The organism is Pseudoblastomonas marina (assembly GCF_014641655.1).
Taxonomy (GTDB): Bacteria; Pseudomonadota; Alphaproteobacteria; order Sphingomonadales; family Sphingomonadaceae; genus Alteriqipengyuania_A; species Alteriqipengyuania_A marina.
In genome coordinates this window covers 1,723,293-1,746,797 of record NZ_BMID01000001.1, presented here as the reverse complement: position 1 = coordinate 1,746,797, position 23,505 = coordinate 1,723,293, and the positions used below count along the sequence as shown (strand labels likewise).

The following is a 23,505-nucleotide window of genomic DNA, read 5'->3' as shown; positions in this document are numbered from 1 at the left end:
AGATAGTACCTCGCGCGGAAACTTACCGACCTCCCTGCTGAACCATGAGACATCGGATCACCTCCTTTCGCGCTTGTAAGCCAGTCGCCACTCATGTGGCTCGGACGGATCAGGCGCCTGGAGGTCCCTTTGTGCTGGTATCCTTCAGGCTACCATCGCGCCGACCGTGATCCCTTTGTGAGTCATGATCGTTCGCCAAACAACCCTTGAATAAGTTTTTTTCCACGTCAGAATATCGCGTTCGCGCAATCAACGTGCGCGGCACTCCTGGAAAACCCGCACCATTTCCGGATCGCTCGGCAGGTAAAGCGTCGGCAGGCCGGGCACTTCGAGCGTGAAGCGCCCGCGCGAGAACGAGATCCGGTCGAGCATCGGATCGACCGCCGGGACGCTGGCTTCGTACATCAGCGGACGTACCGGGCGCGCGGTCCGGGTGTCGGCACCGAAGCTGCCATCGGCCTGCACGGTGCGGAAGGTCATCGGCAATTCCTCGCTCCCCGTCCCGGCGCGGCGGATATCGACGCGCAAATTGTCGCAGCGGATTTCGACCAGCGTCTCGCCGCCGGGCGCCTGGTAGACCGCGGAGGCCGGATCGCTCCCCTGCTTGATCGAGCGCCACGCGCCCGCGGTCTTCGGTGCGTCGCGCCAGTCGTCATAGGTCGGCGCCGGCGCCGGAGCCGGCGCGGGTGTCTCGACCACCGGCGGCGGCGGGGGAGGCGGGGTCGGCGAGGGCGGGGCGGCCTGCTGCGAACAGGCGGCCAGCGCGAGCGCGGCGGTGGGGGCAAGGATCGTGTAGCGGAGCAGGGGAATAGACTTCATCGATCCGGTATGGGAGGGGGATCGCCCGCCCGCAAGCATTCCGGAGCCGAAACGACAGCGAAAATGGGCAAGCCGACGAAAATACGCGTCGATCAGGCGCTTGTGGCGCACGGGCTCGCCGAAAGCCGGACCCGCGCACAGGCGCTGATCATGGCCGGCGTGGTGTTCGTGGGCGAGACCAAGATCGAGAAACCGGGCCAGCAGGTCGCCGAGGATGCTGCGCTCGATGTGCGCGGGCGCGACCATCCCTGGGTCAGCCGCGGCGGGATCAAACTGGCGGGCGCGCTCGACGCCTTCGGTCTCGACCCGAAGGGCGCGGTGGCGATGGATATCGGCTCTTCGACGGGCGGCTTCACCGACGTGCTGCTGAGCAAGGGCGCGAGCCATGTCTTCGCGGTCGACAGCGGGACCAACCAGCTCGCCTGGAAGCTGCGCAGCGACGAGCGCGTGACCGTGCTTGAACAGACCAATGCGCGTCACCTGACCCCCGAACTGATCGACCGGGCGTGCGATTGGGTGGTTTGCGATGCGAGTTTCATCGGGCTTGCCAAGGTGCTCGAGCGCCCGCTGGCGCTCGTCGCGCCCGATGCCCGCGCGGTGGTGCTGGTCAAGCCGCAATTCGAGGTCGCGCGACACGAGGTCGGCAAGGGCGGGGTGGTGCGCGACCCCGTGCTGCATGAGCGGGTCTGCGACCAGGCGCGCGCCTGGTTCGAGGCGCAGGGCTGGACCGTCGACGGGATCGTGCCGAGCCCGATCACCGGGCCGGAGGGCAATGTCGAGTTCCTGCTCGCGGCGCGACGCGGGCGCTTGTCGCCCGGAGATGTCCCTTCACCGGACAGCGGTCCGGCGTGATTTGCGCCCCGCCGCCGCTGTGCTAGCGCGCACCGACCGAAAGGCCCGATAGAAGGACTGTCATGAATCTGATCGCTTCCCCCGGCCAGTTACGCGCCTCGCTGCTGCGCTGGGCACTGTTCCTCGTTCCGATGACGATGCTGCTCGGTTACCTCTCGGGCCAGGTCGGCGGCGATGCCGGCAGTCCTTGGTTCCAGAGCCTCACCAAGCCTTCGCTGTTCCCGCCGCCCGCGGTGTTCGGCATCGTGTGGACGATCCTCTACGCGATGATCGGCTTTGCCGCCGCGCTGGTCGCTTCGGCGCGCGGAGCCTATGGGCGCGAGCTCGCGCTCGGCGTGTGGTTCGTGCAATTGCTACTCAACCTCGCGTGGACGCCGGTGTTCTTCGGCGCGCAGAAGATCATCGAGGCCTTCTGGCTGCTTGTCGCGATCGATGTCGCGGTGATCGTCACCGTCGTGCTGTTCTGGCGCATCCGCAAGCTCGCCGGGCTGCTGCTGCTGCCCTATCTCGCATGGGTCCTGTTCGCGACCGTGCTGAACTTCCAGTTCTGGCAGGAAAACCCCGACGCGTCGGAGACCGAAGTGTCGGGCGCGGTGCAGCGCGTCGCCATCTAGACAAGTCCCGCGCGAACGCCCATCTGCGCAGCATGCAAAGCGAAAACCCGATCATTTCCGACTTCGTGAAGCTCGCCAACGCGGCGGCGGGCACCTTTGCGGGGATGACCCGCGAGGCCCGTGACGGCGCGCGCGAGCGCTTGAAGGAATCGCTCGGCGGGCTCGACTTCGTCAGCCGCGAGGAATTCGAGGCGGTCAAGCAGATGGCCGCGACCGCGCGCGAGAAGCAGGACATCCTCGAGGCCAAGCTCGCCGCGCTCGAAGCCAAGCTCGCGGGCAAGTAACCGCGTAGCAGGGCGCCATGCAGCTGCGCGCGACCGCCATCCTCGTCGCCTCGCGCCCGCATGGCGAGACCGCGGCGATCGCACGCTTCCTCACCGAGAGCCACGGGCTCGTCGCCGGCTATGTCGCCGGCGGGCGCGGACGCGTACTGCGCCCCGTCCTGATCCCGGGAAACCGCGTCGCGCTGGACCTGCGCGCGCGTTCGGCTTCGCAATTGCCCTTCGCGAAGGTCGAATTGGTCGAGAGCCGCGCGCCGCTGCTGGGCGAACCGCTCCCGGCGGCGGCGATCGAGTGGTGCTGCGCGCTCACCGCTGCGGCGCTGCCCGAGCGGCAGCCCTATCCTTCGGTGCACGATGCCTGCGACGGTTTGCTTTCCGCGATCGCCGCCGCGCCGAGCGCACGCGGCTGGGCCGGGGCGCTGGTGGGCTACGAATTGCTGGTGCTGCGCGAACTCGGTTTCGGTGGGCGCGTCGCGCGGCCCGATCCGGCCGACTGGTCGCGATTTCTCGCCGATCTCGATCGGCTCGAAGCCCCTTTGCGAGAATACCTGCTGGGCGAACGGCGCGAAGACCTGCTCGCCGCACGTGCCCGGCTACGCGCCCGGCTGGCCCAAATCGGAGCTTAACATGCTCGCAACGCTGGGCTAACGCCACGCCGGATTTCCATGGCCACGCAGACCATCCCTCCCTCCGCAGAAGCTCCTGCCCCGGGCCATGCCCTGAAGCTGGCGGTGGTGCTGCCCACGCTCAACGAACGCGATAATCTCGCGCCATTGGTCGCGCGGCTGGAGCAGGCGCTGGGCCCCGATGGCTGGGAAGCGATCTTCGTCGACGACAATTCGCCTGACGGTACTTCCGACGCGGCGCGCGCACTGGCGCTGAAGGATCGCCGCGTGCGCGTGATCCAGCGGATCGGGCGCCGCGGGCTGGCCTCGGCCGCGATCGAGGGGATGCTGTCGACCGCCGCGCCCTATGTCGCGGTGATGGATGCCGACCACCAGCACGATCCGAACCTGCTGCCGCAAATGCTCGCTGCGCTGGACAGCGGCGAGGCGGAGGTCGCGGTCGGTTCCCGGTTCGTCGAGGGCGGAAGCGCCGCCGGCCTCTCGAGCGCGACGCGCGAGAAGGGATCGCACCTGGCCAACGGGCTGGCCCGTAGATTGACCGGCGTGGAACTGACCGACCCGATGTCGGGTTTCTTCATGCTGCCAAGCGCCACCCTGCGCGCCACGGCGGACCGGCTGTCGGGGATCGGGTTCAAGATCCTGCTCGACATCCTGGCGACCGCAGACGAGCCCTACCGGGTCAAGGAGTTTCCCCTGAAGTTCGCAGAACGCGCAAGTGGCGAGAGCAAGCTCGACCGTACGGTCGTGTTCGAATACCTCATCGGTCTCTACGATCGGTGGCTGGGGCACATCATCCCGACCCGTTTCGCACTGTTCGGCACGATCGGCGCGGCGGGCGTGGTGGTCCACATGGTGGTGCTGGCGCTGTTCCTCGAAAGCTTCGGCGGGACCTTCCGCAACACCGTGGTGACCCCGTTCGAGGTCGGCCAGACGATCGCCGCGCTGGTCGCGATGACGTTCAACTTCGTGCTCAACAACGCGCTGACCTATGCCGACAAGCGGCTTTCAGGGTTCGGCGAGTTGGTCGCAGGCTGGATCAAGTTCGCGCTCACCTGCTCGATTGGCCTGCTCGCGAATATCGGTGTCGCGGCGGTGCTGGTGCGCTACGATTTCAACGAATACGTCGCCGCACTGGCCGGGATCGTGATCGGCTCGGTGTGGAATTTCGCCCTCTCGAGCCGGTTCGTCTGGGGCAAGTATTGAGTAAAGGGAGCGTGGCCTGCTCCCGTCCCGCTCAACTTCCCTTTAGTCTCGCAGCCAAGACCTTCAGACCCGGCTTCTGGCCCGTGGCGAGCAGGCTCGCTCGGAACAGTCGTCCGAGATATACGAATTCGAGCACCACGAAGCCGGCGAGCAGCGCTCCCGATCCGAGCACTTCCCAAGTCTCGATCCCGGTGCCCAGCCGCGCGAGCACGGTGAAGGGCGTCCAGAGCGGGATCCAGGTCAGCGCCTGCACCATCGGCCCCGAATTGCCCGCGAGGATCGCCTGGATCACGAAGGTTACCGGCAGCAGGATCGCGAACAGCACCGGCATCAGGAAGCCCTGCGCCTCGTTCATCGTGTCGCTCATCGACCCAATCGCGAGGAAGATGATCGACACCGCGACGTAGCCCATGACGAAGAAATAGAGGATCGCGAGGATGATGAGCGGATCGCTGACCGGTTCGAGCGCGGGCCGCAGGAAATCGGCCACCGCGCCCGAAAAGGCGAAGCCCGCGATTCCGGCGAAGATCGCCCAGACGAGGATCATCGACAGGCCGACCGCGACGGTGCCGATCAGCTTGCCCCACATCAGCTCCTCTGCACGCACGCAGGCGAGCAGGCTTTCGAGCAGCTTGTTCGAGCGTTCCTCGACCGAGCTTTGCAGCATCCAGCTGCCCGACAGCATCAGGCTCATCATCAGGATATAGGCGAGCGCCAGCGGCACGATCGAGCGCACCAGCAGCGCCTCGCGCGCGCCGTCGCCGGGCTTGGGCGTGGTCACCGCGATCGCGGGCTGGGCGGCCTGGACCGCAGCAGCGCGTTCGGGCGAGAGGCCGTCGGCGGTCAGCAGCCGCCCGCGCAGATCGGTCGTGAGCACGTCCTGCAACGTGGTGACGAAACTGGTGCGCGGGGTATCGTTCGACCACAGCCGTACGACCGGGCGTTGTTCGTAGTTCTCGTCGACCAGCACGACGTAGGATGCTTCCTCGTCGCCCTCGTCGGGATCGATCACGTCCTCGACTGCGGCTTCGAGCGCCTCGCCCTCGGCGGTGGCGAGCGCATCAGGGGCCTCGACGAATTGATAGTTCGGCTCGCCCGGTTCGAATTCGGGGGTGTCCTCCTCCTTCGCCGCGTCGATCCTTTCGAGCGCACCTTCGATCCCGCCGGCTTCGCGGAAGCTGGCGATATCGGCCTCGGTGTACCAGCGGTCGTACTGGGTCCATGGCGCGTCCGGATCGGCGCGTTCGAGCCCGTGGCGGCGGACATAGCGCGCCAGGCGGGCGAGGGCGGTACGATCCTCCTCGAGCGCGAAACGCTCTTCGATCGTGGCGGCGATGGCGCCGCCCGAGCGATCGACCAGCATCACCTTGGTCGCCTCGTCCTCGTCGAGCGAGTCGGCCACGATCGGACCGAGCGCGAGCGCGATCGGGATCAGCAGCAGCGTGACCCAGAAGCTCTTCATCTGGACGATCTGGCGGAACTCGCGCCGTGCGACGAGCAGGATATTGTTCATCGTTCGACTCCCTCGTCACCGACCAGCTGGACGAATACCTCGTGCAGGCTCGCGCGCTGTTCGGCGAATTGCCGCAGCGGCACGCTGTTGGCGGTGCAGTGTTCTAGCACCGCGCCGGCATCGCCCTCGGGCGGGACGGTTAGGGTGTATTCGTGCCACCCGTCGCCCAGCGCCTTGCCGCGCTTGGCCTTGGCGAGCCCGGGGACCTTTTCGATCGTATCCTTGGCCACCGCATCGATCCGCGAGGGCAGCAGGTCGCGCGCCTCGTCGAGCGTACCTTCGAAGCGCTTCTGCCCCTTGCGCAGCAGCAGCAGCCGGTCGCACAACCGTTCGGCGTGCTGCATCACGTGGGTCGAGAAGACCACCGCGGCACCATCCCGCGAGGCGCGCAGGATTTCTTCCTCGAGCAGGCCCTGGTTGACCGGGTCGAGGCCGGAGAACGGCTCGTCGAGCAGCAGCAGGCGCGGGCGGTTGACCAGCGAGGCGGCGAGCTGGACCTTCTGCGCCATCCCCTTCGACATGTCGGAGATGTTCGATTTCGCACGGTCGGCGAGGCCGAAGCGATCGAGCAGTTCGAGCCCCGCGCTGCGCGCCGCGCCCGCTTCCATGCCCTTCAACCGCCCGAAATAGACGATCGTGTCGATCGCGCTCATATTTCCGTAAAGCCCGCGTTCCTCGGGCAGGAAACCGATCCCCGCGGCGTTGTCGCGGTCGGGCGATCCGCCGAGCACGGTGATTGCGCCGCTGGTCGGGCGGATGATGTCGAGCACCATCCGTAGCGTGGTGGTCTTGCCTGCGCCGTTGCCGCCGAGGAAGCCGTAGATCTCTCCCGGCTCGACCGCGAAGCTCAGATCGTCGACCGCGCGCACGTCGGCGAAGGTCTTGGTGACCGAAGCGACCGTCAGAATGCTCATGTCTAGTCCCGTTTGCCCCTTGTCCGCATGGTCTTACGCACAAGCATGACGAGAGCAAGACACGCCGGACCACGGTCCCACAGCACTCGACGGGCAACTATTTGCCCCGGCTACTTACCCTTGCCGCCGCCGCGATCGGCGGTGGAAAGCAATTGCTCGGTCACCGGATAACCCTGGTCGTCGGGAATCGTCAGCCATTTGCCGTCCTCGCGGGTCTCGACCGCGGGGCGGATCTCGCGAATCTCGATGCCCTCGGCCTGATCGCGCGCGCCGCCGAAGCCGTCGAACAGGGCGAGTCGTTCGAGATTGCGCAGAGTGGGGAAAATCGCCTCGATCTCACCTCGTGCGATCATTGCGAGTGCTTCCTTCGCGCTGGCCCAGAACAGGCGGGTGTTCTCGGTCTCGTCGACCGCGACGTCGACCGCGCCGGTGCCGAGGTCGTGAAGGTAGAAGCGGGTGTCGTAGACGCGGAAATGCGCGTGGCGCGGATGCCAGCGGGCGAACGGCACCAGCGCATCGAGATCGAGCGCGAGGCCGAAATGCGCGAGCACCGGCTCGAGCGCGCCGATCTCGTCGAGCATCGCGCGGGCTGCCTGCGCGCGATCGGCACTGATCTGCTCGGTAAGGCCGATGGCGAGACCCGATTCCTCTAGGGTCTCGCGGATCGCGGCTATGCGCGCGCCGGCCTCCTCGCGATCCGCCGCGCCGAGCGTCTCGGCCAGCGCGAGATCGGCCTCGTCGACGCGTCCGCCCGGAAACACCACCATACCGCCGGCGAATTCGAGTTCCTTCGAGCGCCGCAGCATCAGGATTTCGTCGGGACCGCTATCGGCGCGGCGGAAGATCACGCAGGTCGCGGCCGGGCGCGAGGGCTGGACGTCGGTTTCGCTCATGCGACGTTAGGTGGACGATGCGCGTGGCACTGCCAAGCCTGTCGGAGATTTTGACACCTGCTGGTTACGCAACAAGCTTAACGCGTTCAGGAATCCCTCAAATCCACGATTTCTCGCAACTGGCACGGGTCTTGTATGGAGGTCGTCACCCAAGCAGTCATTCGAGGCGGGACTGCAACCCCAAGTCTCCGCGGTCCCGCCTCCCTGACACCCAAACGAAAAAGCCCGCCGAAATGGCGGGCTTTTTTGTATCCGGTGCGCGGGTGCGCCTATTCGGCCTTGGCGACTTCCTTGTCGGCGAGCATCTGCTGCAATTCGCCGGCCTCGAACATTTCCATCATGATGTCGCTGCCGCCGACGAACTCGCCCTTGACGTAGAGCTGGGGAATGGTCGGCCAATCCGAATAGGCCTTGATGCCTTGGCGGATTTCCATGTCCTGGAGCACGTCGACGCTCTCGAATTCGACCTTGCAATGGTCGAGGATCGCGCAGGCGCGGCTGGAAAAGCCGCATTGCGGAAAGAGCGGCGTGCCCTTCATGAAGAGGACGACGTCGTGGCTTTTGACGACGTCTTCGATACGTTGGTTGGTGTCCGACATGTCCCGGTCCCTTGGCAAACTGAGTGTAGGCTTCAGTTGGGAAGCCCGGTGGTCAGTTGCAAGGCATGGAGTTCGCCGCCCATCCGGCCACCCAGCGCGTCGTAGACTATCTTGTGTTGCGCGACCCGGGTCTTGCCCTCGAACGCGGGCGAGCGGACGTCGGCGGCGTAATGGTCGCCGTCGCCGGCGAGGTCGCGAATGGTCACCTCGGCATCGGGCAGGGCGGCCTTGATCAGCCGTTCGATCTCGTCCGCTTGCATCGCCATCGGATCAGGTGCTTTCGATGAACTGGCGGCGCGCTTCGGCTTCGCACTCGTCAAGCTTGGCGCGAACGGTCGCCTCGTCGATGTCGCATTCGGCCGAGGTGAGGTCGCCCAGCACCTTGCGGATCACGTCCTCGTCGCCGACTTCCTCGAAATCGGCCTGCACCACCGCCTTGGCGTAGGCGTCGGTTTCTTCCTCGGTCAGGCCCATCTGGTCGGCTGCCCACTGGCCCAGCAGCCGGTTGCGGCGGGCGGTGATCTTGAACTGGGTTTCCTGGTCGAACGCGTACTTGGTTTCCTCGCCGCGCTCGCGGTCCTTGAAATCGGTCATCGCTTGTTCCTCTCGAATGGGTCGCCCGCCGCATAGCAGCGCGCCGGGTGGCTGCAAGTCAATCCATCGTCACGACGAGCTTGCCGATCGCCTGGCGGTTCTCGAGTTTGGCGATCGCCTCGCCGCCCTTTTCGAGCGGGAAGGTCTCGGATACCAGCGGGTTGATCTTGCCCGCCGCGAGCAGGTCGAACAATTCGGCGATGTTCTGTCGGTTCTTTTCCGGTTCGCGCGCGGTGAAGGCGCCCCAGAACACGCCGCGAATGTCGCAGCTCTTCAGCAGGGTAAGGTTGAGCGGGATCTTGGGGATGCCCGCCGGGAAACCGATCACGAGGTGCCGGCCCTCCCACGCGAGCGATCGCAGCGCCGGTTCCGAATAGGCGCCACCGACGATATCGTAGACGATGTCCGCGCCTTGCGGTCCGACGGCAGCCTTGAATTGGCCAGCAAGTTCTTTCGAGGCGTCCTTGTCGATGTCGCCCTTGGGATAGATCACGACCTCGTCGGCACCGGCCTTGCGCGCGACCTCGGCCTTTTCCTCGCTCGAAACCGCGGCGACGACGCGCGCACCATAGGCCTTGGCGAGTTCGACCGCCGACAGGCCGACGCCGCCCGCCGCACCGAGCACCAGCACGGTCTGCCCTTCGGCGATATCGCCGCGATCCTTCAGCCCGTGGATCGTGGTGCCGTAGGTCATCAGGATCGAGGCGGCGGTGGGAAAATCGACTCCGTCGGGAATCGCGAACAGGCGTGCGGCCTCGACCGCGACCTGTTCGGCGAGCCCGCCATTGCCGAGCATCGCGATCACACGGTCGCCGACATTCCACCCGCTCACGCCTTCGCCGATCTCGGCGATCACGCCCGAAATCTCACCGCCCGGCGCATAGGGGCGCTCGGGCTTGAACTGGTAGAGGTCGCGGATCATCAGCGTGTCGGGGTAATTGATCGCGCAGGCCTTCACCTCGACCAGCACCTGGCCCTTGCCGGGCGTGGGGGTCTCGACCTCGTCGAGCGTGAGCGTGTCGGGGCCGCCGACTTCGTGCGTTCGCAGCGCTTTCATGATCGCGTCTCCCTCAATCGGTTTCGGGCGGGACGACGTCCGGCGCCTTGGGCTTGTTGGCCTTGCTCTTGCGCTTGTTGGTGTAAAGCAGCGCCGCGGCGATGGCGGCGGATCCGATGGCGGCGCCAATGGCTGCCGGTCCTTTGAGTTTGCTCGTCATTCCCGGCCTTATGAAAGCGCAGGCCGGGCCTCGCAAGGCTAGAGATGGTCGGCGATCACGGCCCAGCGTTTTTCCTTTTCGGCTAGTGGCATCGCGGCATAGGCGGGGCTGCTCGACGGCAGGTCGACCAACGCGATATCGGTCGTCCCGATCGCCTTGCGGCCTAGCGCAGCCGACTTCGCTCCGTTGAAGCCGATCATCCGCAGGGCGGGAAGGGTTGCGGCCAGGCCGGATAGGTCGGTCGGACGGGCATCGCGAATCGCACTGTCGAGGCTCCCGCTGCGGTGCGCGCTGTCGACCGTATCCCACAAGCCGATCCCGCGCGCGAGCAACAGCGCGAGCCGCGCTTCGTAATCGAGCGTGGCGAGGTCCTCGCCGATCGCCTTGCCGACCAGGTGCCAGAAACGATTCGCCTGATGCGCGTAGTAACGCTGCGCCGCGAGCGAGGATTCGCCCGGCAGGCTACCGAGCAACAGCACGCGCGTTCGGCGGTCGACCACCGGTTCGAAGCCGAGCTTGCGGCCAGGTGCGTTGTCTTCGGGCAACGGTTTCCCTCCTTTCGTCGCAAAATCCGCATGGTGTCATGGAAACGCAACCGGTTGTTGCTTACATTGATGTCAATGACGCGTCGCGACCATACCCTTCCGATCAACATCGTGCCCGACGACATCGACTTCATGGGCCATGTGAACAATGCCCGCTATCTCGGCTGGGTGCAGGACGCGGTGCTTGCGCACTGGCGCAAGCTCGCCCCGGCAGAAGCGCTCGCGAGTCGCGCCTGGGTCGCGCTCAAGCATGAGATCACCTACCGCAAGCCTGCCTTTATCGACGACGAGGTGATCGCCAGGACGGTGCTCGACAGTATCAAGGGCGCGCGCGCCTTCTACACCACCGTGATCGCGCGCGGCGAGGAGGTGCTGGCCGAGGTCAAGTCGAGCTGGTGCTGCATCGATTCCGAAACGCTGCGTCCGGCGCGGATCGGCGAAGAGATCGCGAGCTACTTCTTTCCGAAGAAGGCCTGAGCGCCTATATTCATGCCTGCCATGCAGGTCGCCATCGCAATCGCCATCGTCCTTGCCACCATCTTCGCGATGGAATGGGTCGCGTGGGCGAGCCACAAATACATCATGCACGGCTTTGGCTGGGGCTGGCACCGCGACCACCACGAACCGCACGACAAGACACTCGAAAAGAACGACCTCTACGCACTGGTCGGCGCGGCGATGAGCATTTCGATGTTCGCGCTCGGCAGCCCGATGGTGATGGGGGCCGATGCCTGGTGGCCGGCGACCTGGATCGGGCTCGGCGTGCTCGGATACGGGATCATCTACACGCTGGTGCATGACGGGCTGGTCCACCAGCGCTATTTCAAATGGGTACCCAAGCGCGGCTATGCCAAGCGGCTGGTGCAGGCGCACAAGCTCCACCATGCGACGGTGGGCAAGGAAGGCGGGGTCAGCTTCGGCTTCGTCTTCGCGCGCGACCCGGCGAAGCTGAAGGCCGAACTCAAGGCCCAGCGCGAGGCGGGGATCGCGGTCGTGAGGGACAGCGCGGGGGCCTGATCTAGCGCTACTATTCGTTGCGCGTGGCGATCCAGCTGCCCGCAATCACGAGAATCGCGACCGAAATCCAGTACCAGGGATGGCCGAGCGTGAGATAGGTGACGACCGCGCCGGTCGCCATCGCGCCGATCGCCATCGTCTTCGCCCGACGGCTGATCGCACGTCGCTCCCGCCAGTCGCGCACCTGCGGACCCCATTGCGGATGGTCGAGGATCTTCTGTTCGAGCTGCGGGCTCGACCGTGCGAAGAAATAGACCGCCAGCAGCAGGAACGGCACGGTCGGCATGATCGGGAGGACCGCGCCGATCGCACCGAGACCGACGGCGATGAACCCCAGCGCGCGATAGATATGCCTTCGCATCGGCGTGCAATTATCCGCCGGCGATCCGCGCGGCGTGTTCCTTCACCAGGGCGATCATGTTGGGGACGCCCTGGGTGCGGTTCGAGGAGAGCTGGTTCTTCAGGTCGAACGGTTCGAGCGCCGCAGTCACGTCCATTTCCGCGACTTCCCCGGCCGGCTTGTCCTGCACGGCGGACAGCACAAGTGCGACGATCCCCTTGGTGATCGCGGCGTTGCTGTCGGCTAGGAAGTGGAGCGCCTTGCCCTCCTGAGTGGGATAGACCCACACCTGCGCCGAACAGCCGCGCACCAGCGTGGCATCGGTCTTGAGCGCATCGGGCATCGGCTCGAGATCGCGCCCGAGTTCGATCAGCAGGCGATAGCGTTCGTCGCCTTCGAGGAATTCGTATTCTTCGCGGATGTCGTCGAGGCTGCGCATGGCGGCGCCTCTAGCGCGGGCGGCGGGGATGCGAAAGCCCGCCGGGGATCGCTCAGCCCGAAATGCCGCCCGGGCGGGTGAGCGCGTAATAGATCACGTAGAACCAGCCGAAGATGCCGTGCAGGATCGCCCACAGGATCGATTTGTGCAGCGACCAGCTGATCGCCACCGCGATCGCGCTGCCGAGCCCGATCCCGGCCTGCGCGGCGGTGCCGGAATTGCCGCTCACAAATCGACGCCGCTGGCGATCGCCTCGAGCCGGCGGATGCGTTCCTTGAGGTCGGCGATCTCGATCCGCGCCGCGCCTTCAGGCGCGCCGCCCTCGATTTCGGGCGCCGAGGCGCTGCCGCCGCGCCGTTCCATTTCCTGGCGCTTGAGCGCGATCCAGCTTTCCCAACCGCGCAGCGTGGTGGCGGAAAGGATGACGAGGCCGATCAACACGGCACTTGCCAGCATCAATGTTTCGGACATCATCATGTGCGCGTCTCCCTAGTCTTTGCGCAATTCGTCGATTTCGTTGGCGAGGCGCTTGGCCTCGGTGTCGTCGGTGGCGATGCGTTCGAGCACCCTGATCCGTTCGCGCAGCTCGGCGATTTCGCGCTCGGCCTCGGGATCGCGTTTCTCGATGTAGCGCTCGTTCCCGCTCCGGTCGGAGATGATGCCGTGCTTGGCCTTGTAGAGTTGCACCACGGCGATGATCACGGCGATGATGACGGCGGCGGTCCAGAAACTCATTGTACGCTCTCCTCGATGTCGCGGTCGCGTAGGTCCTCGATCTGGGTCGCGAGATCGGCGCCGGTATCGGTCGCGATCCGTTCGAGCACGCGCACGCGCTGCTCGAGCTTTTCGGCCTTGGCGGCGTATTGCGCGGCCTGCTCGGCGGTCTTGTCGGCCATCAGCTCGAGCTGCTTCTCCTTGTGGCGCAGCCAGCGCTGGAAGGCGTCGTTGCCAATCCCGAGCACGATCGCGAGGATCGCGACGACGAAGACCATGATCGCGAGGAATTCGAAGTCCATCAGGCGCGCTCCTTCCGCCCGTCGTCGAGCGAGACGACGCCATTGGAGCCGTCACCGCGCAGGCGGTCGATTTCGCGGGTCAGGTGATACCCTTCCTCGGTCACGATGCGTTCGACATTGCCGAGGCGATCCTTGAGCGATCCGATTTCGGCGCGCAGTTCGGCATTTTCCTGGGTCAGCAGGGTGACACGCTGCTGAGCATCGCTGGTCATCCCGGGCTTGAGCGACTGGCCCCACATACCTTCGAGCGGATAGCCGTGCTTCACCTTGAGGCGGGTGTTGTGGATCGAGGCGACGATCCCCCCCGCGCCGAGCGCGAAGGCACCGCCGATGATCCAGCCCAGATAAGGAAGCAGATCGACGAATTCCATCAGACGGTTTCCTTTCGTGTGACGGGCGAGGTGATGTCGCCGTCGCGCAGGGCTTCGATCTGTTCGGCGAGATCCGTGGGGCGATCGGTCGCGATGCGTTCGAGCACGCGGACGCGATCTTCGAGCGATCCGGCACCCTGGGTTTTGGGCTCGGCCGGTGACGGCGCGCCCTGGTTCGTGCGGGCGTAGCGCCGGAACAGAAGTGTGCCGCCGATCCCCGCACCCAGCGCGATCAAGCCGATCTGGATGGCATCGACGACGAGGCTGGTGTCGGGGCCGAACATCAGGCGCGCTCCCCTTTCTTCAGGTCGAGCGGGATGCCGCTGGACTGGTCGATCTTGCGTTCGTCCCGCAGCCGCTCGATTTCCTCGGCGACGCCGTAGCCGCGATCGGTGACGATCTTCTCCAGCACGATCATGCGGTCCTGCATGCCGTCGAGCTTGTCGTGGAGCGCGCGGTTTTCCTCGCGCAGCGCCTTGGTCTCGGTGCTGTCGGAGCGTTCGGTCTTGCCGCCCCATTCGTCTTCGAGCGGATAGCCGTGCTTGGCGCGGATCCAGTTGTTGACCAACCATCCCAGCGTCATGACGACGACGATGACGATGATCATGCTTTCCTTGTCCATTGTCCCCTCTTCCTTCCGTGTTCTAGCGTGCGTGCTGCTTGTCGGTGTCGAGCGCCACGCCGCTGTCGTTCTCGTCGACCCGGCGCTGGTCGCGCAGCGCCTCGATCTGGGTCGCGACATTGTAGCCGCGATCGGTGACGATCCGTTCGAGCACCTGGACCCGGTCCTCGAGCTCCTGCACGCGGCTCGCATATTGCGCGGCCTTCTCGGCGGTCTGGGTCGAGGTCGCCTCGATCTCCATCTGCAAGACGTCCTTGCGATGCTTGGTCCAGATCGCGACGATCGGGATCGACACGCCGATGATCGGGATCAGCAGGGCAAGTGTTCCGGTATCCATTTCGTATCAGTCCCTTCCGTGCGCTCAGCGCAGCTGTTCGATTTCGGCGCTGAGCTGGCGGTTGTCGCTCACGTAGAAGTGCTCGACCTTGGCCAGCCGGCGATCGACGTCGCGCATCTGGGCGCGGATCTCGCGCGCGGTGCGCTTCGGGCTCTGGCGGACACGCTGCCAGTAACGGGTCTCGTCCTGGTCGACATAGAGATGCGGGGGCTTCTTGTTCAGCAGGAACCCGGCGATGAAATACGCCGGAAGTATGACGCCCATCCCTGCGAAGAGGGTAATGATGACAGCCATACGGACCCAGAACGCGTTGATCCCGGTGTAGTCGGCGATCCCGGCGCAAACACCCATGATCTTGCCGTTCTGCTTGTCGCGGTAGAGCGTAGTGCGGGGGCTGTTCATCGGGCGGTCCTTTCCTTCTCGGCGAGCAGTCGGTCGAGCTCGCGCAGTTGCTGGTTGTCGCGTTCCTGGTCGGCGATCAGCTTGGGTGCGTCGTATTCGGGGTTATCGGCGGCGACGAGACGTTCGACGGTGTCCATCCGTTCGTCGAGCCGCTTGGCAAGGTTGTAGAGCTCCTCGAGCAAAACCTCGTCGTCGGTGGTGATGGTGGCGGAGGTCTTCCACTTCGTGACGTAGTGGAGGATCAGCCAAGGCAGTGCGACGAACAGCGTCGCGACGATCAGGATTCCTGCTACTTCTTCCACGGGTCAGTCCTCTTTCTTCTGTTCTTTGTCGCCTGCCGCGCTGTCTCCGTGGCCAAGCAATTTCTTCATTTCGGCGAGTTCGTCGTCGATCGCGTCCTGGCCCTCGAGCGCGGAGATCTCGTCGGCGAGGCTCGGCTTGTCCGAACCGTCGGCGATCTTGAGCGCGTCGGCGCGGCCCTCGGCATAGTCGACGCGGCGTTCGAGCTGGTCGAAGCGGGTCAGTGCATCGTCGACGCGCTCGTTGGTCATCAGGCTGCGCAGCTTGACGCGGTTTTCCGCGCTTTCGAGGCGCGCGGCGATCGAGGACTGGCGGCTGCGGGCTTCGCGCAACCGGCCCTGCAGCTTCTGGATGTCCTGTTCGTAGGCGCGCAGCGCATCGTCGAGCACTGCGATCTCTTCCTTGAGCTGGGCCGACATGTCGGACGCCTTCTTCTTCTCGACCAGCGCCGCGCGGGCGAGGTCTTCGCGGTCCTTCGACAGCGCGAGCTGGGCCTTTTCGGCCCAGTCGGCCTGGAGCTTGTCGAGCTTGACCGTGTGGCGGTGCATTTCCTTCTGGTCGGCGATCGTCCGGGCGGCGGAGGCGCGGACTTCGACCAGCGTCTCCTCCATCTCCATGATGATCATTCGGATCATCTTCGAGGGATCGTCCGCCTTGTCGAGCATGTCGTTGAAATTGGCGGCGAAGATATCGCGCGCACGGTTGAAAATTCCCATTAGGGGTGCTCCCGAGGATTGGAAGTTGTTGAATTTCTGGCGGACCTTGTCGCCGTCGAGCCAGTCGCCCGCGGTCATCTTGTCGCGGGTCGGTTCGGGCGAACGGCGGATGCGTTCGATTTCCGCATCGATGCGGCTCTGGCGCTTGGCCTTGCCGACGGGACCGAGGGGGCTCTCGTCGCTCATGCCAGCGCCCCGGTACCCGGAAGGATGGCAAAGACGGGGGCCGCCTGCATCTGTCCGGCGATGTAGAACAGGTTCACGCCCAGCGTCGCGAGAATGCTGGCGACGATCGCCCCATCGAGCTTGCTGCGCGTCGGCTGAAGCTGGCGGGTTTTCATGGCGGTTTTTCCTTCGTCCAAGGTTTGCGTTGGTGTTGTTCACATATTAGCAATCTCTGTGCCAAACGCGGGAAAGCGCGGAATTGCGCGGTTTCCATGTCGTTGGTCGAAAACGACGTTGGGGTATATTGCCAAGTGTTGGGGTTTTTCACTATTGCTGTAACCCATGGAACGGGACACCCAATTCATCGGCCAGTCGGGGGCCTTTCTCGACGCGGTCGAACGCGCCAGCCGCGCCGCCCCGATGCTGCGCCCGGTGCTGGTCGTCGGCGAGCGGGGGACGGGCAAGGAGCTGATCGCCGAGCGCCTCCATCGCCTCTCGAACCGGTGGGAGGAGCCGCTGGTGATCATGAACTGCGCGGCGCTCCCCGAAACGCTGATCGAGGCCGAGCTGTTCGGCCACGAGGCGGGCGCCTTCACCGGCGCGACCCGCTCGCGCGAAGGCCGCTTCGAGGAGGCCGACAAGGGCACGCTGTTCCTCGACGAGCTCGGCACGCTGTCGATGGGCGCGCAGGAGCGCCTGCTGCGCGCAGTCGAATACGGCGAGGTCACCCGGATCGGTTCCTCGCGCCCGACCCGGGTCGACGTTCGCATCGTCGCCGCGACCAACGAGGACCTTCCCAAGCTCGCCGACCAGGGCAGGTTCCGCGCCGACCTGCTCGACCGGCTGAGTTTCGAGGTCATCACGCTCCCCCCGCTACGCGCCCGCGAGGGCGATATCGTGGTGCTCGCCGAATTCTTCGCCCGGCGGATGGCGGCCGAATTGCATTGGGACAACTGGCCGGGATTCGCGCCCCACGTGATGCAGCAGCTCGAGGACTATGCCTGGCCGGGCAATGTGCGCGAGCTGCGCAACGTAGTCGAGCGCGCGGTCTATCGCTGGGACGACTGGGACGAGCCGATCGGGCACGTCCAGTTCGATCCGTTCGACAGTCCGTGGAAGCCGCTCGGCGAGCGCAAGGACGAAGCGCACCGCGAAGCGGCGCCGCGCGCGAGGGTCGTCTCCGCCAAGCCGCGCTACGACGATATCGACGATTTGCGCAACGCGGTCGATTCGCACGAGCGCGCGATCCTCGAACATGCGCTCGGCAAGAACCGCTGGAACCAGCGCAAGACCGCCGAGGCGCTCGGCCTGAGCTACGACCAGCTGCGCCACTGCATCAAGAAACACGGCCTCGCGGAGAAGCAGGATTAGGCGCTTGCCTTTGGCGCCACACGCCCCTATCTAGCCCGCATCCCGACATTGTCGCGACACTGGAGGGGCTGGCGCCGCGAGGGGCCGGCCGAAACCGCCTTTGCCGCTTCGGATGTCCGAAACCGGAGAACGAATGGCCGATCTGGCACGCCTGACCGAAGTGATCGAACCCGAAGCGCAAGCGCTCGGATTCGACCTCGTGCGCGTGAAGACGATGGCGTCCGAAGCCGGCGACGGCGGCGTCGCGCTCCAGGTCATGGCCGAGGATCCGGCGACCGGGCAGCTGGTGATCGAGCAGTGCGCCGCGCTGTCGCGCCGCATCTCGGCCAAGCTCGACGCGCTCGAGGAAGAGGGCGAGGTGCTGGTCGAGGGGCATTACCACCTCGAAGTCAGCTCGCCCGGGATCGACCGTCCGCTTACCCGCGCGAAGGATTTCGCCGACTGGGCCGGACACGAGGCCAAGATCAGCATGGTCAAGGGCTATGACGGCCAGCGCACCTACAAGGGCGAGTTGAAGGGCATCGAAGGCGACACGGTCGTGATAGAAGATGCCAAGGCGGGCGAGGCCCGGATCGACCGCGAACAGATTCACAGCGCGAAGCTCGTTCTCACCGACAGGCTGATCGCCGCGACCCAGCCGCTCGATACGAGCGGCGCCGACGAAATCATCGAAGACACGTCCAACGAGGAACAGGACTGACAATGGCAAGCCCGATTTCCGCCAACCGCGCCGAACTGCTCGCGATCGCCAACGCCGTCGCGACCGAGAAGATGATCGACAAGTCGATCGTGATCGAGGCGATGGAGGAGGCGATCCAGAAGAGCGCGCGCAACCGTTACGGCGCCGAAAACGACATCCGTGCCAAGCTCGACCCGCAGACCGGCGACCTCCGCCTGTGGCGCGTCGTCGAGGTCGTCGAAGAAGTCGAGGACTACTTCAAGCAGGTCGACCTCAAGCAGGCGCAGAAGCTCGAAGACGGCGCGCAGCTCGGCGACTACATCGTCGACCCGCTGCCCCCGGTCGATCTCGGCCGCATCGATGCGCAGGCCGCCAAGCAGGTGATCTTCCAGAAGGTCCGCGATGCCGAACGCGAGCGCCAGTACGAGGAATTCAAGGACCGCGCCGGCGAAGTCATCACCGGCGTGATCAAGTCGGTCGAATTCGGCCACGTGATCGTCAATCTCGGCCGCGCCGAGGGCGTCATTCGCCGCGACCAGCAGATCCCGCGCGAAGCCGCGCGTGTCGGCGAGCGCATCCGCGCGCTGATCACCAAGGTCGAACGCAACAATCGCGGCCCGCAGATCTTCCTGTCGCGCGCGCACCCCGATTTCATGCGCAAGCTGTTCGCGCAGGAAGTGCCCGAGATCTACGACGGCATCATCGAGATCAAGGCCGCCGCCCGCGATCCGGGCAGCCGCGCCAAGATCGGCGTCATCTCGTATGACAGCTCGATCGACCCGGTCGGCGCCTGCGTCGGCATGAAGGGCAGCCGCGTGCAGGCCGTCGTGCAGGAACTGCAGGGCGAGAAGATCGACATCATCCCGTGGAGCGAGGACATCGCGACCTTCGTCGTCAACGCGCTGCAGCCGGCCACCGTCAGCCGCGTCGTGCTCGACGAGGAAGAGAGCCGGATCGAAGTGGTCGTGCCCGACGATCAGCTTTCGCTCGCGATCGGCCGCCGCGGCCAGAACGTGCGCCTCGCCAGCCAGCTCACCGGTCACCAGATCGACATCATGACCGACGAGGAAGCGAGCGAGAAGCGGCAGAAGGAATTCTCCGAACGCTCGAACATGTTCGAAAACGAACTCGACGTCGACGAGACGCTGTCGCAGCTGCTCGTCGCCGAAGGCTTCGTCGAGCTGGAAGAAGTCGCCTACGTCCCGCTCGAGGAACTGGCTTCGATCGAGGGCTTCGACGAGGACCTCGCCGAAGAACTCCAGAACCGTGCCAAGGAAGCTATCGAGCGTCAGGAAGAGGCATATCGCGCCGAACGCCGCGAGCTGGGCGTCGAGGACGACCTCGCCGATATCCCGCACCTCACCGAAGGCATGCTGGTCGTGCTTGGCAAGGCCGGGATCAAGACGCTCGACGATCTGGCCGACCTCGCCACCGACGAGCTGATCGCGAAGAAGCGCGAAGCGCCGCGTCGCCGCCAGAGCCCGACCGCCGACGGCCCGCCGCTGCGCCGCGATCGTCCGCAGCGCGAGCAGGACAAGGGCGGCGTGCTCGGCGAATACGGCCTGACCGAAGAGCAGGGCAACGAGATCATCATGGCCGCCCGCGCCCACTGGTTCGACGACGAGGAAGAGGCCGCTCCGGCTCCTGCCGAGGCCGCTCCCGCCGAGGCCACCGAGGCCGAGGAAACCACACAGGAGGCCGCCGATGCGGACTCCACCCAATGAGCGCCTGACGTCCGACATCGCTGAAGACGCGCGACCCGGCAATTCCGGGTCCGCGAAATCCTGCCCCGAAAGGAAGTGCATCCTTTCGGGCGAGCACGGTGCGCGCCACGAATTGCTGCGCCTTGCCATCTCGCCCGATGGCGACGTGCTGTTCGATGCCCAGGCCAAGGCGCCCGGTCGCGGTGCCTGGATCGGCGTGTCGCGCGCCGAGCTCGAGCAGGCGATCGCGAAGAAGCGCCTGCGAAGCGCCTTGGCGCGCGCGTTCAAGGGCGCGCCGCTGAACGTGCCCGACGACCTGCCCGAACGGATCGAAAAGGGGCTGCTACGCAGCCTGAATGACCGGCTGGGCTTGGAAATGCGCGCAGGACACCTAATCTTGGGTACCGAAAAGATCGCCGCCGCGGCGCGCGGTGGCGAAGTCCGCTGGCTCGGCCACGCGGCCGATGCCTCGGCGGACGGGACCGCAAAGCTCGATCAGGCCTGGCGCGTCGGCAGCGACGCGGAAGGTTCGGCGTTGAAAGGCGAACGCTTGCCGCTGGACCGCGAGGCGTTGTCTGTGGCATTGGGCCGGGCGAACGTCGTCCACCTGGCGCTGGTCGATGCAGGAGCCGCTGCGCGCGTCGCGACGGCTTTTGGCCGCCTCAACCGATTTCGCGGTGCCGCTGCGCCGCACCCGGGCGGTGCGGAACACACCGCCGACGACGAAAAGAATGTGATGAAGGAAGTTTGACCGAGATGAGTGACGACAAGAAACCAGCCCGCAAGCCGCTGACCCTCAAGGGCAGTCAGCCGGGCGAGGTCAAGCAGACCTTCAGCCACGGTCGCACCAACAAGGTCGCGGTCGAGGTCAAGCGCCGCCGCAAGCTGGTCAAGCCGGGCGAAGAGCCCGCACCGACGCCTGCGCCCGAAGCGACGCCCGAACCGGCCCCGGCGCCCGCGCCGACGCCTGCGCCCGCGGCAAAGAAGCCTGCGCCGAAGAAGCCCGCGCCCGATGCGGAAACACCGCAGGAACGCGTCGCGCGCATGCAGCGCGAGGCCGAGGAAGACCGCCTGCGTCTCGCCGAAGAGGCCCGCAAGCGCGACGAGCGCAAGGCCAAGGAACGCGAGGAAGAGGAAAAGCAACGCGCCGAGAACAAAGCCAAGGCGAAGGAAGAGGCCAAGGAACAGGCCGACCAGCAGGCCAAGGAAGACGCCGAGCGCGAGCAGGAAGAACAGACCGCCGCAGCCGAAGCGAAGGCTGATGCCTCCGCCGCGGCCTCGGACGAAAGCGAGAGCAAGGGTCCTGCGCCACGCAAGTTCACGCCGGTTGCGCGCCCCGAGCCCAAGCGCCCGGCGAAGAAGGAAGAGAAGAAGCCCGCGCGCGCCGCCGGTGGCGGCAAGGACAAGCGCCGCTCGGGCAAGCTGACCGTGACCAAGGCGCTCAACGAGGACGAGGGCCGCCGCGCCCGTTCGCTCGCCGCATTGAAGCGTGCGCGCGAGAAGGAACGCCGTGCGCAGGGCGGCCCCAGCAAGCCGCGCGAGAAGCAGGTCCGCGACGTGGTCGTGCCCGACGCGATCACGGTGCAGGAACTCGCAAACCGCATGGCCGAGAAGGGTGCCGACCTCGTGAAGGCGCTGTTCAACATGGGCATGATGGTGACCGTCAACCAGACGATCGACCAGGACACCGCCGAGTTGCTGGTCGAGGAATTCGGCCACAATATCGAGCGCGTTTCCGAAGCCGATATCGATATCGTGCCGACCGAGGACGAGGATCCGGAAGACACGCTCAAGCCGCGTGCCCCGGTGGTCGCGGTCATGGGCCATGTCGACCACGGCAAGACCAGCCTGCTCGACGCGCTGCGCAAGACCAACGTGACCAAGGGCGAGGCCGGGGGCATCACCCAGCACATCGGCGCCTACCAGATCACGACCAAGGACAAGCAGCAGATCACCGTGCTCGACACGCCGGGCCACGCCGCGTTCACCGAGATGCGCCAGCGCGGCGCCAACGTGACCGATATCGTGGTGCTGGTGGTGGCCGCGGATGACGGCATCATGCCGCAGACGATCGAGGCGATCAGCCACGCGAAGGCGGCGAACACGCCGATCATCGTCGCGATCAACAAGATCGACAAGCCCGAGGCCAACCCGCAGAAGATTCGCGAGCGCCTGCTCGAGCACGAAGTCATCGTCGAGGCGATGTCGGGCGACGTGCAGGACGTCGAAGTCTCCGCCAAGGAAGGCACCGGGCTCGACAAGCTGATCGATGCGATCAACCTCCAGGCCGAACTGCTCGAGTTGAAGGCGCGCCCCGATCGCGCGGCCGAGGCTACCGTGGTCGAAGCGCAGCTCGACAAGGGCCGCGGCCCGGTCGCCACCGTGCTCGTCACGCGCGGCACGCTGAAGCGTGGCGACACCTTCGTCGTCGGGACCGAGAGCGGCCGCGTGCGCGCGCTGGTCAACGACCAGGGCAAGCAGGTGAAGGAAGCCGGCCCGTCGACCCCGGTCGAGGTGCTCGGTCTCGGCGGCGTCCCCGATGCCGGCGAGCAGCTCACCGTGGTCGAGAACGAACAGCGCGCCCGCGAGGTCGCCGAGTTCCGCCAGGCCAAGGCGACCGAGAGCCGTACCGCGCTCGCGCCGACCAATTTCGACACCATGTTCAACAACATGCAGTCGAACGTCGTCGAGTTCCCGGTGTTGGTGAAGGCCGACGTCAAGGGCTCGGTCGAGGCGATCACCACCGCGCTGCACAACTTGTCGAACGACGACATCAAGGTCCGCGTGCTGCATGCGGGCGTGGGTGCGATCACCGAAAGCGACGTCACGCTGGCGGCCGCCTCGAAGGCGCCGATCATCGGCTTCAACGTGCGTCCGAACCCGAAGGCGCGCGAACTCGTGAAACGCGACGGCGTACGGATGATGTATCACGACGTGATCTATCACCTGACCGACGAGATCACCAAGGAGATGCTCGGCGAACTCGGGCCGCTCAAGGTCGAGAACGTCATGGGCCGTGCCGAGGTCAAGGAAGTCTTCAAGTCCGGCAAGAAGGACAAGGCGGCCGGCTTGCTGGTGGTCGAAGGCGTCATCCGTAAGGGGCTCCACGCGCGTCTCACCCGCGACGACGTCATCGTTTCGGCCACCACCATCGCCTCGCTGCGGCGCTTCAAGGACGATGTGGACGAAGTCCGCTCGGGCCTCGAATGCGGCGTGGTGCTCGAGGATACCAACGACATCAAGCCGGGCGACCAGCTCGAGGTGTTCGAGGTGAACGAGCAGGAACGGACGCTTTGATCAGTCTCCCCTCCCGCACGCGGGAGGGGGCGGGGGTGGGCATGGGCTCGCGAGAGCCCA

Annotated in this window: 36 protein-coding genes; 12 read left to right on the top strand and 24 right to left on the bottom strand. The window is 65.8% G+C overall.

Features of this window, described 5'->3' with window-relative positions; genetic code table 11:
- Positions 1-249 precede the first annotated feature (249 nt).
- Positions 250-819: a hypothetical protein gene (locus IEW49_RS08600; protein WP_188642286.1), complete on the bottom strand. Its 570-nt coding sequence runs from the start codon at positions 817-819 to the stop codon at positions 250-252.
- A 63-nt stretch (positions 820-882) separates the two neighbouring features.
- Here IEW49_RS08600 and IEW49_RS08595 point away from each other — a divergent pair, with 63 nt between their 5' ends.
- The 5 genes from IEW49_RS08595 (at position 883) to IEW49_RS08575 (ending at position 4,395) form a co-directional block, all read left to right on the top strand.
- A complete protein-coding gene (locus IEW49_RS08595) occupies positions 883-1,671 on the top strand; it encodes a TlyA family RNA methyltransferase (RefSeq protein WP_188642285.1) in 789 nt (262 codons plus the stop codon).
- A gap of 62 nt (positions 1,672-1,733) precedes the next feature.
- Positions 1,734-2,285 carry a TspO/MBR family protein gene (locus tag IEW49_RS08590; protein WP_188642284.1) on the top strand — a complete coding sequence of 184 codons (552 nt, stop codon included), beginning with the start codon at positions 1,734-1,736 and terminating at the stop codon, positions 2,283-2,285.
- 32 nt (positions 2,286-2,317) lie between these two features.
- Positions 2,318-2,569 carry an accessory factor UbiK family protein gene (locus IEW49_RS08585; RefSeq protein WP_188642283.1) on the top strand — a complete coding sequence of 84 codons (252 nt, stop codon included), beginning with the start codon at positions 2,318-2,320 and terminating at the stop codon, positions 2,567-2,569.
- Between the two features lie 17 nt (positions 2,570-2,586).
- On the top strand, positions 2,587-3,192 hold the full coding sequence (gene recO / locus IEW49_RS08580) for a DNA repair protein RecO (protein ID WP_188642282.1): 606 nt from the start codon (positions 2,587-2,589) through the stop codon (positions 3,190-3,192).
- A 39-nt stretch (positions 3,193-3,231) separates the two neighbouring features.
- A complete protein-coding gene (locus IEW49_RS08575) occupies positions 3,232-4,395 on the top strand; it encodes a glycosyltransferase (RefSeq protein WP_188642281.1) in 1,164 nt (387 codons plus the stop codon).
- A gap of 31 nt (positions 4,396-4,426) precedes the next feature.
- Here IEW49_RS08575 and IEW49_RS08570 read toward each other — a convergent pair whose 3' ends face one another.
- The 9 genes from IEW49_RS08570 to IEW49_RS08530 form a co-directional block, all read right to left on the bottom strand.
- Positions 4,427-5,908 carry an ABC transporter permease gene (locus IEW49_RS08570; protein ID WP_188642280.1) on the bottom strand — a complete coding sequence of 494 codons (1,482 nt, stop codon included), beginning with the start codon at positions 5,906-5,908 and terminating at the stop codon, positions 4,427-4,429.
- Positions 5,905-6,822, bottom strand: coding sequence for an ABC transporter ATP-binding protein (locus IEW49_RS08565; RefSeq protein ID WP_188642279.1), 918 nt, complete (start codon positions 6,820-6,822; stop codon positions 5,905-5,907). The genes IEW49_RS08570 and IEW49_RS08565 overlap by 4 nt, the downstream gene beginning before the upstream one ends.
- Before the next feature lie 110 nt (positions 6,823-6,932).
- The gene (locus tag IEW49_RS08560; RefSeq protein WP_188642278.1) at positions 6,933-7,715 is read right to left on the bottom strand and encodes an NUDIX hydrolase; all 783 of its coding nucleotides are present in this window, start codon (positions 7,713-7,715) and stop codon (positions 6,933-6,935) included.
- Between the two features lie 269 nt (positions 7,716-7,984).
- Positions 7,985-8,314, bottom strand: coding sequence for a Grx4 family monothiol glutaredoxin (gene grxD, locus IEW49_RS08555; RefSeq protein WP_188642277.1), 330 nt, complete (start codon positions 8,312-8,314; stop codon positions 7,985-7,987).
- 32 nt (positions 8,315-8,346) lie between these two features.
- Positions 8,347-8,580 carry a BolA family protein gene (locus IEW49_RS08550; RefSeq protein ID WP_188642276.1) on the bottom strand — a complete coding sequence of 78 codons (234 nt, stop codon included), beginning with the start codon at positions 8,578-8,580 and terminating at the stop codon, positions 8,347-8,349.
- 4 nt (positions 8,581-8,584) lie between these two features.
- On the bottom strand, positions 8,585-8,908 hold the full coding sequence (locus IEW49_RS08545; RefSeq protein WP_188642275.1) for a DUF1476 domain-containing protein: 324 nt from the start codon (positions 8,906-8,908) through the stop codon (positions 8,585-8,587).
- A 58-nt stretch (positions 8,909-8,966) separates the two neighbouring features.
- Positions 8,967-9,965, bottom strand: a complete 999-nt coding sequence (locus IEW49_RS08540) for an NADPH:quinone oxidoreductase family protein (RefSeq protein ID WP_188642274.1) — start codon at positions 9,963-9,965, stop codon at positions 8,967-8,969.
- 13 nt (positions 9,966-9,978) lie between these two features.
- Positions 9,979-10,125: an isopropylmalate isomerase gene (locus IEW49_RS08535; RefSeq protein ID WP_188642273.1), complete on the bottom strand. Its 147-nt coding sequence runs from the start codon at positions 10,123-10,125 to the stop codon at positions 9,979-9,981.
- A 38-nt stretch (positions 10,126-10,163) separates the two neighbouring features.
- Entirely contained in the window at positions 10,164-10,670 is a 507-nt protein-coding gene (locus IEW49_RS08530) for a DNA-deoxyinosine glycosylase (protein WP_188642272.1), read from the bottom strand.
- Between the two features lie 69 nt (positions 10,671-10,739).
- Between IEW49_RS08530 and IEW49_RS08525 the strand changes: the two genes are divergently transcribed.
- Both IEW49_RS08525 and IEW49_RS08520 read left to right on the top strand, forming a co-directional pair.
- Positions 10,740-11,147 carry an acyl-CoA thioesterase gene (locus tag IEW49_RS08525; protein ID WP_373282496.1) on the top strand — a complete coding sequence of 136 codons (408 nt, stop codon included), beginning with the start codon at positions 10,740-10,742 and terminating at the stop codon, positions 11,145-11,147.
- A gap of 12 nt (positions 11,148-11,159) precedes the next feature.
- Positions 11,160-11,687, top strand: a complete 528-nt coding sequence (locus IEW49_RS08520; RefSeq protein WP_373282495.1) for a sterol desaturase family protein — start codon at positions 11,160-11,162, stop codon at positions 11,685-11,687.
- Between the two features lie 10 nt (positions 11,688-11,697).
- Here IEW49_RS08520 and IEW49_RS08515 read toward each other — a convergent pair whose 3' ends face one another.
- The 14 genes from IEW49_RS08515 to IEW49_RS08450 are packed head-to-tail and all read right to left on the bottom strand — an operon-like array spanning position 11,698 to position 16,571.
- Positions 11,698-12,048 carry a YbaN family protein gene (locus IEW49_RS08515; RefSeq protein ID WP_188642270.1) on the bottom strand — a complete coding sequence of 117 codons (351 nt, stop codon included), beginning with the start codon at positions 12,046-12,048 and terminating at the stop codon, positions 11,698-11,700.
- Between the two features lie 10 nt (positions 12,049-12,058).
- Positions 12,059-12,466, bottom strand: a complete 408-nt coding sequence (locus IEW49_RS08510) for a SufE family protein (protein WP_188642269.1) — start codon at positions 12,464-12,466, stop codon at positions 12,059-12,061.
- A 52-nt stretch (positions 12,467-12,518) separates the two neighbouring features.
- A complete protein-coding gene (locus tag IEW49_RS08505; RefSeq protein WP_188642268.1) occupies positions 12,519-12,695 on the bottom strand; it encodes a hypothetical protein in 177 nt (58 codons plus the stop codon).
- A complete protein-coding gene (locus tag IEW49_RS08500) occupies positions 12,692-12,943 on the bottom strand; it encodes a hypothetical protein (protein ID WP_373282493.1) in 252 nt (83 codons plus the stop codon). The genes IEW49_RS08505 and IEW49_RS08500 overlap by 4 nt, the downstream gene beginning before the upstream one ends.
- Before the next feature lie 12 nt (positions 12,944-12,955).
- On the bottom strand, positions 12,956-13,201 hold the full coding sequence (locus IEW49_RS08495) for a hypothetical protein (protein WP_188642267.1): 246 nt from the start codon (positions 13,199-13,201) through the stop codon (positions 12,956-12,958).
- Positions 13,198-13,482, bottom strand: coding sequence for a hypothetical protein (locus IEW49_RS08490; RefSeq protein WP_188642266.1), 285 nt, complete (start codon positions 13,480-13,482; stop codon positions 13,198-13,200). Before IEW49_RS08490 ends, IEW49_RS08495 begins: the two co-directional genes overlap by 4 nt.
- On the bottom strand, positions 13,482-13,853 hold the full coding sequence (locus tag IEW49_RS08485) for a hypothetical protein (protein ID WP_188642265.1): 372 nt from the start codon (positions 13,851-13,853) through the stop codon (positions 13,482-13,484). Before IEW49_RS08485 ends, IEW49_RS08490 begins: the two co-directional genes overlap by 1 nt.
- Positions 13,853-14,137 (bottom strand): hypothetical protein, encoded by a 285-nt coding sequence (locus IEW49_RS08480; RefSeq protein ID WP_188642264.1) that lies wholly within the window; start codon positions 14,135-14,137, stop codon positions 13,853-13,855. The genes IEW49_RS08485 and IEW49_RS08480 overlap by 1 nt, the downstream gene beginning before the upstream one ends.
- Positions 14,137-14,475, bottom strand: a complete 339-nt coding sequence (locus IEW49_RS08475; RefSeq protein WP_188642263.1) for a hypothetical protein — start codon at positions 14,473-14,475, stop codon at positions 14,137-14,139. The genes IEW49_RS08480 and IEW49_RS08475 overlap by 1 nt, the downstream gene beginning before the upstream one ends.
- A gap of 22 nt (positions 14,476-14,497) precedes the next feature.
- Positions 14,498-14,812 (bottom strand): hypothetical protein, encoded by a 315-nt coding sequence (locus tag IEW49_RS08470; protein WP_188642262.1) that lies wholly within the window; start codon positions 14,810-14,812, stop codon positions 14,498-14,500.
- A 24-nt stretch (positions 14,813-14,836) separates the two neighbouring features.
- Positions 14,837-15,214 (bottom strand): envelope stress response membrane protein PspC, encoded by a 378-nt coding sequence (gene pspC, locus IEW49_RS08465; protein WP_188642261.1) that lies wholly within the window; start codon positions 15,212-15,214, stop codon positions 14,837-14,839.
- A complete protein-coding gene (gene pspB / locus IEW49_RS08460) occupies positions 15,211-15,516 on the bottom strand; it encodes an envelope stress response membrane protein PspB (RefSeq protein ID WP_188642260.1) in 306 nt (101 codons plus the stop codon). Before pspB ends, pspC begins: the two co-directional genes overlap by 4 nt.
- Before the next feature lie 3 nt (positions 15,517-15,519).
- Complete coding sequence (gene pspA, locus IEW49_RS08455) at positions 15,520-16,416, bottom strand: phage shock protein PspA (protein ID WP_188642259.1); 897 nt, start codon at positions 16,414-16,416, stop codon at positions 15,520-15,522.
- Positions 16,413-16,571: a hypothetical protein gene (locus IEW49_RS08450; RefSeq protein ID WP_188642258.1), complete on the bottom strand. Its 159-nt coding sequence runs from the start codon at positions 16,569-16,571 to the stop codon at positions 16,413-16,415. The genes pspA and IEW49_RS08450 overlap by 4 nt, the downstream gene beginning before the upstream one ends.
- A gap of 166 nt (positions 16,572-16,737) precedes the next feature.
- Here IEW49_RS08450 and pspF point away from each other — a divergent pair, with 166 nt between their 5' ends.
- The 5 genes from pspF (at position 16,738) to infB (ending at position 23,445) form a co-directional block, all read left to right on the top strand.
- Positions 16,738-17,766 (top strand): phage shock protein operon transcriptional activator, encoded by a 1,029-nt coding sequence (gene pspF, locus IEW49_RS08445; protein ID WP_188642257.1) that lies wholly within the window; start codon positions 16,738-16,740, stop codon positions 17,764-17,766.
- Between the two features lie 133 nt (positions 17,767-17,899).
- Entirely contained in the window at positions 17,900-18,466 is a 567-nt protein-coding gene (rimP, locus tag IEW49_RS08440) for a ribosome maturation protein RimP (RefSeq protein ID WP_188642256.1), read from the top strand.
- A gap of 2 nt (positions 18,467-18,468) precedes the next feature.
- Positions 18,469-20,169 carry a transcription termination factor NusA gene (gene nusA, locus IEW49_RS08435; protein ID WP_188642255.1) on the top strand — a complete coding sequence of 567 codons (1,701 nt, stop codon included), beginning with the start codon at positions 18,469-18,471 and terminating at the stop codon, positions 20,167-20,169.
- On the top strand, positions 20,150-20,899 hold the full coding sequence (locus IEW49_RS08430; protein WP_188642254.1) for a DUF448 domain-containing protein: 750 nt from the start codon (positions 20,150-20,152) through the stop codon (positions 20,897-20,899). Before nusA ends, IEW49_RS08430 begins: the two co-directional genes overlap by 20 nt.
- A 5-nt stretch (positions 20,900-20,904) precedes the next feature.
- Complete coding sequence (gene infB, locus IEW49_RS08425) at positions 20,905-23,445, top strand: translation initiation factor IF-2 (protein WP_188642253.1); 2,541 nt, start codon at positions 20,905-20,907, stop codon at positions 23,443-23,445.
- The last annotated feature ends 60 nt before the right edge of the window (positions 23,446-23,505 follow it).

Bases quoted from the DNA above. Each gene is read 5' to 3' on its own strand.
- IEW49_RS08600 (WP_188642286.1), bottom strand. From the start codon at position 819: ATGAAGTCTATTCCCCTGCTCCGCTACACGATCCTTGCCCCCACCGCC.
- IEW49_RS08595 (WP_188642285.1), top strand. From the start codon at position 883: ATGGGCAAGCCGACGAAAATACGCGTCGATCAGGCGCTTGTGGCGCAC.
- IEW49_RS08590 (WP_188642284.1), top strand. From the start codon at position 1,734: ATGAATCTGATCGCTTCCCCCGGCCAGTTACGCGCCTCGCTGCTGCGC.
- IEW49_RS08585 (WP_188642283.1), top strand. From the start codon at position 2,318: ATGCAAAGCGAAAACCCGATCATTTCCGACTTCGTGAAGCTCGCCAAC.
- recO (WP_188642282.1), top strand. From the start codon at position 2,587: ATGCAGCTGCGCGCGACCGCCATCCTCGTCGCCTCGCGCCCGCATGGC.
- IEW49_RS08575 (WP_188642281.1), top strand. From the start codon at position 3,232: ATGGCCACGCAGACCATCCCTCCCTCCGCAGAAGCTCCTGCCCCGGGC.
- IEW49_RS08570 (WP_188642280.1), bottom strand. From the start codon at position 5,908: ATGAACAATATCCTGCTCGTCGCACGGCGCGAGTTCCGCCAGATCGTC.
- IEW49_RS08565 (WP_188642279.1), bottom strand. From the start codon at position 6,822: ATGAGCATTCTGACGGTCGCTTCGGTCACCAAGACCTTCGCCGACGTG.
- IEW49_RS08560 (WP_188642278.1), bottom strand. From the start codon at position 7,715: ATGAGCGAAACCGACGTCCAGCCCTCGCGCCCGGCCGCGACCTGCGTG.
- grxD (WP_188642277.1), bottom strand. From the start codon at position 8,314: ATGTCGGACACCAACCAACGTATCGAAGACGTCGTCAAAAGCCACGAC.
- IEW49_RS08550 (WP_188642276.1), bottom strand. From the start codon at position 8,580: ATGGCGATGCAAGCGGACGAGATCGAACGGCTGATCAAGGCCGCCCTG.
- IEW49_RS08545 (WP_188642275.1), bottom strand. From the start codon at position 8,908: ATGACCGATTTCAAGGACCGCGAGCGCGGCGAGGAAACCAAGTACGCG.
- IEW49_RS08540 (WP_188642274.1), bottom strand. From the start codon at position 9,965: ATGAAAGCGCTGCGAACGCACGAAGTCGGCGGCCCCGACACGCTCACG.
- IEW49_RS08535 (WP_188642273.1), bottom strand. From the start codon at position 10,125: ATGACGAGCAAACTCAAAGGACCGGCAGCCATTGGCGCCGCCATCGGA.
- IEW49_RS08525 (WP_373282496.1), top strand. From the start codon at position 10,740: ATGTCAATGACGCGTCGCGACCATACCCTTCCGATCAACATCGTGCCC.
- IEW49_RS08520 (WP_373282495.1), top strand. From the start codon at position 11,160: ATGCCTGCCATGCAGGTCGCCATCGCAATCGCCATCGTCCTTGCCACC.
- IEW49_RS08515 (WP_188642270.1), bottom strand. From the start codon at position 12,048: ATGCGAAGGCATATCTATCGCGCGCTGGGGTTCATCGCCGTCGGTCTC.
- IEW49_RS08510 (WP_188642269.1), bottom strand. From the start codon at position 12,466: ATGCGCAGCCTCGACGACATCCGCGAAGAATACGAATTCCTCGAAGGC.
- IEW49_RS08500 (WP_373282493.1), bottom strand. From the start codon at position 12,943: ATGATGATGTCCGAAACATTGATGCTGGCAAGTGCCGTGTTGATCGGC.
- IEW49_RS08495 (WP_188642267.1), bottom strand. From the start codon at position 13,201: ATGAGTTTCTGGACCGCCGCCGTCATCATCGCCGTGATCATCGCCGTG.
- IEW49_RS08490 (WP_188642266.1), bottom strand. From the start codon at position 13,482: ATGGACTTCGAATTCCTCGCGATCATGGTCTTCGTCGTCGCGATCCTC.
- IEW49_RS08485 (WP_188642265.1), bottom strand. From the start codon at position 13,853: ATGGAATTCGTCGATCTGCTTCCTTATCTGGGCTGGATCATCGGCGGT.
- IEW49_RS08480 (WP_188642264.1), bottom strand. From the start codon at position 14,137: ATGTTCGGCCCCGACACCAGCCTCGTCGTCGATGCCATCCAGATCGGC.
- IEW49_RS08475 (WP_188642263.1), bottom strand. From the start codon at position 14,475: ATGGACAAGGAAAGCATGATCATCGTCATCGTCGTCGTCATGACGCTG.
- IEW49_RS08470 (WP_188642262.1), bottom strand. From the start codon at position 14,812: ATGGATACCGGAACACTTGCCCTGCTGATCCCGATCATCGGCGTGTCG.
- pspC (WP_188642261.1), bottom strand. From the start codon at position 15,214: ATGAACAGCCCCCGCACTACGCTCTACCGCGACAAGCAGAACGGCAAG.
- pspA (WP_188642259.1), bottom strand. From the start codon at position 16,416: ATGAGCGACGAGAGCCCCCTCGGTCCCGTCGGCAAGGCCAAGCGCCAG.
- IEW49_RS08450 (WP_188642258.1), bottom strand. From the start codon at position 16,571: ATGAAAACCCGCCAGCTTCAGCCGACGCGCAGCAAGCTCGATGGGGCG.
- pspF (WP_188642257.1), top strand. From the start codon at position 16,738: ATGGAACGGGACACCCAATTCATCGGCCAGTCGGGGGCCTTTCTCGAC.
- rimP (WP_188642256.1), top strand. From the start codon at position 17,900: ATGGCCGATCTGGCACGCCTGACCGAAGTGATCGAACCCGAAGCGCAA.
- nusA (WP_188642255.1), top strand. From the start codon at position 18,469: ATGGCAAGCCCGATTTCCGCCAACCGCGCCGAACTGCTCGCGATCGCC.
- IEW49_RS08430 (WP_188642254.1), top strand. From the start codon at position 20,150: ATGCGGACTCCACCCAATGAGCGCCTGACGTCCGACATCGCTGAAGAC.
- infB (WP_188642253.1), top strand. From the start codon at position 20,905: ATGAGTGACGACAAGAAACCAGCCCGCAAGCCGCTGACCCTCAAGGGC.